The organism is Rhodanobacter lindaniclasticus, from assembly GCF_004799035.1.
In the GTDB taxonomy this organism is placed as follows: Bacteria; Pseudomonadota; Gammaproteobacteria; order Xanthomonadales; family Rhodanobacteraceae; genus Rhodanobacter; species Rhodanobacter lindaniclasticus.
The window spans coordinates 1-2,713 of the sequence record NZ_MWIO01000077.1 but is presented as its reverse complement, the minus strand read 5'-3'; the positions used below and the strand labels follow the sequence as shown (position 1 = coordinate 2,713).

The 2,713-nt window shown below is 60.6% G+C and carries 2 protein-coding genes; both read right to left on the bottom strand.

All coding sequences use genetic code 11. The features are described 5' to 3' along the window. Nucleotides 1–575, bottom strand: a 575-nt coding sequence (locus tag B1991_RS17505; RefSeq protein ID WP_136259965.1) for a phage tail tape measure protein, incomplete at its 3' end; no start/stop codon positions are given. A 33-nt stretch (nucleotides 576–608) separates the two neighbouring features. Continuing rightward, nucleotides 609–2,615 carry a phage tail length tape measure family protein gene (locus tag B1991_RS17500; protein ID WP_136259964.1) on the bottom strand — a complete coding sequence of 669 codons (2,007 nt, stop codon included), beginning with the start codon at nucleotides 2,613–2,615 and terminating at the stop codon, nucleotides 609–611. Nucleotides 2,616–2,713: the final 98 nt, after the last annotated feature.

Here is a 2,713-nt window from a genome sequence, read left to right as displayed (position 1 = left end):
TTTCTCCCCTTTTCTGTTGTGTGGCTGGTCATCCCTTCGCGCCCCTTCGTTTCAATCTTCTTGCCGGTTGGGCGAGCAGAATCCGCGTTGGTATCGCCAGTGGTGTCGGACTTGGAATTGCCGTTGCCGTCCACGGTGACGTTCGTATTGATGACGATGTCACCTTGCGCGCCCATCGACTTCACGCCGAGCTTGCCGTCACTGCCGCGCGACAGCGGCATGATGGCCTCGGGACCCGCCTCGCCCATAATCCCGGCGCCCGCTGCGAACTTGAACGGCGTGGGCCGGTTGACGATCTGGCCGGAGTAGGCGGATAGGCTCGGCGACGAAACCACCCCGCCTTTGGCGTAGGGGCTAAAGAACGTCCCGTCACTATTGAAACTCGTCGCGTAGCTCGATCCACCGCTGCCGGCAGAGGTATCAACGCCGCCCATGTACGATGAGAACAACTGCATCAGAATCTTCGACATGGCGATGCGCATTTCCATTTTCGCCAGATCGGAGAGGATGGATGCAACAAGCCCCTTGAAGTTCAGCTTGCCAGTCGTCGCGAAGTTCGCCAGCGAATCGGACATGCCGTTGAACGCATTGGTGAAGAGCGTGGCGCTCTAGCCGGCCACGTCGCTGGCTTGGTCGAGATAGTTGGCTAGAGAACTGCGCAGTCCGTTCGTCCAATCGGCGCGGGCGGCATCCATTTCTGCATAGCCGCGCTGGACGATCTGGACTTGCTTGTCCGTATTCGCCTGCAGCGCGGCAATGTTGGCGTCGAGCACGGACGTATCGCCGCCCTTCGCCGCGATACTGGCGCGCCGGAGCTGCAATTGGGTCATGGCCTCGGCGCCCTTCACGTACAGATCGTTGATCTGCTGCTGCTGCGCGTATTCCTTGTCGCCCATGCCGATCTTGTCGATCTGCGACTGGATCGTGCGCTGCAAAGCATCGTTCTGCTTGTCGAGTGCGGCCTGATACTGCTGCACCGCGATGATTGATTGCGTCTTGAGGATGTCGGCCTGCTTGGCATAGCTATCATTGACCGCCGCGACGCCGACTGCGACCTTGGCCTGTACTGTGACGACATCCTGCCCCTGCGCGATCAGTTTTGCCCCCGCATCCACAATGGCAAGGATGGCCTTGGCTTGCGCGTTGTCTTGCGTATCGCCGCCGACGCCGGCATTGAACACTTGGGCGTCCTGAACTAGACCGTTAAGCGTGGAGAAGGGATCGGAATTGCTGCGGGCTGCATTGTGGTCGGCAAATTTCTTGTTAATCGCCGCTACGTCGCGGTCGAAGTTTCCGCCAACAAAGGATGCCTTGCCGTTGGCGTCAACCACGCGCTGAACGCCAGCCAGTCGCGCGTTGGTGCCGTCTGTATGCGCCCACATCTGCTCATAAGTCGCAGTGAGGTCGTTTAGCTCCTTCTGCTTCTTCGCCATCTTGTCCATCGTGGCAAAGTGGCTATCGTAGTAACTGTTGGCCGCGTTCCCCGCTTTGTTGTCCTCCGTGGCCTGTGCGCCAAGTGCTGCGGCATCACGTTGCGCTTGAATGGTCGCCGCCATCGCCTTGAGGCTGGCCTCCTCGGCGCGCAACTGTTCCGGCGTGTAGACCTCGCCGGCCAGGCGATCAAGAACACTGTTGCGCTTGGTGCTTTGCAGGTGGAGTTCGTAGGTCTTGCGGGCGATCTGGAATTGCTCAGTCGGCGAAATGCCGTTGACCAGCTTCTGGTAGTACCCGCCGATTTCCGCCGCGCCGTTCTTCCACTTGGCAATCAGCCGGTCAATGGTCGTCGAGGCTTTTTGCTCGGCGCTGGCCGTATCGGACGCGGCGTCATTGATGGCGCGGAATGCCTCGGCGACGGCGCCGGCCTTGTCACCCTGATCAACCAGGGCGCGGACGTTGTCCATGATGGCCGGAGTAATCCAGCCATATAGCTGATTGATTTTTTCCAGCGTGTTTACCGGGTCTTTTGCCAGACCCTCGAAGGTTTGGATCACCTCCTTCTGGCTCTGTCCCGTGGCCTCGCCAAACGCGATCGCGGCCTGCGTCGCGGCGCGGAAGTTCTGCGTGGTGGCGGTTCCGGTGGCAAGCAATCCCTTCTGCAGGTCCATCACCTTGCTGGCGCTGGTGTAATACGTGGCGTAGCTGGACGCCATGAGCTTCATTTGCTCAGCCGTCATGCCCGACGCGTTGCCGCTCAGGATGATGGCCTTTTCAAGCTCTGCGCTCGCCTGCGCGGCCTTGTACAGCGATGCCGTGAACCCACCGACGATGGCGGCCACGCCGAGAATGCTTAGTCCTGTCGCGCTGAAGACCTTCCCCATGACGCCGGTGTAGTTCGCCAGGGTCAGCGAGGTCTGCGAGAGGCGGCCATAGTTTCCCATCAAGATGTCCGTACCCATGCGCCCCATTTCACGTCGCGCCATCGCGCTGTTGAGCGTCAACTTGTGCGTTGCTTCGCCAGCCTTGTCCAACTCCTGCCGCATGCCGGCAATCTTGCCCGAGAACAGTACATAGTCATCGCCCGAGATTGCACCGGACTTCTTGAATGCGGCCAGCTTCGCCTGCATCGCGTCCAGCCGTTCATACCCCGCAATGGTCGGGTCGATCTGGCCCAGCAACTTTGCCAGCGCGCCGGTCTACTCCGCGACGCCCACCGTGGCAGCCTTGCGGGCACGATCCTCGGCCAGCCTCTTATCCACACCTGACGCTGCCGACG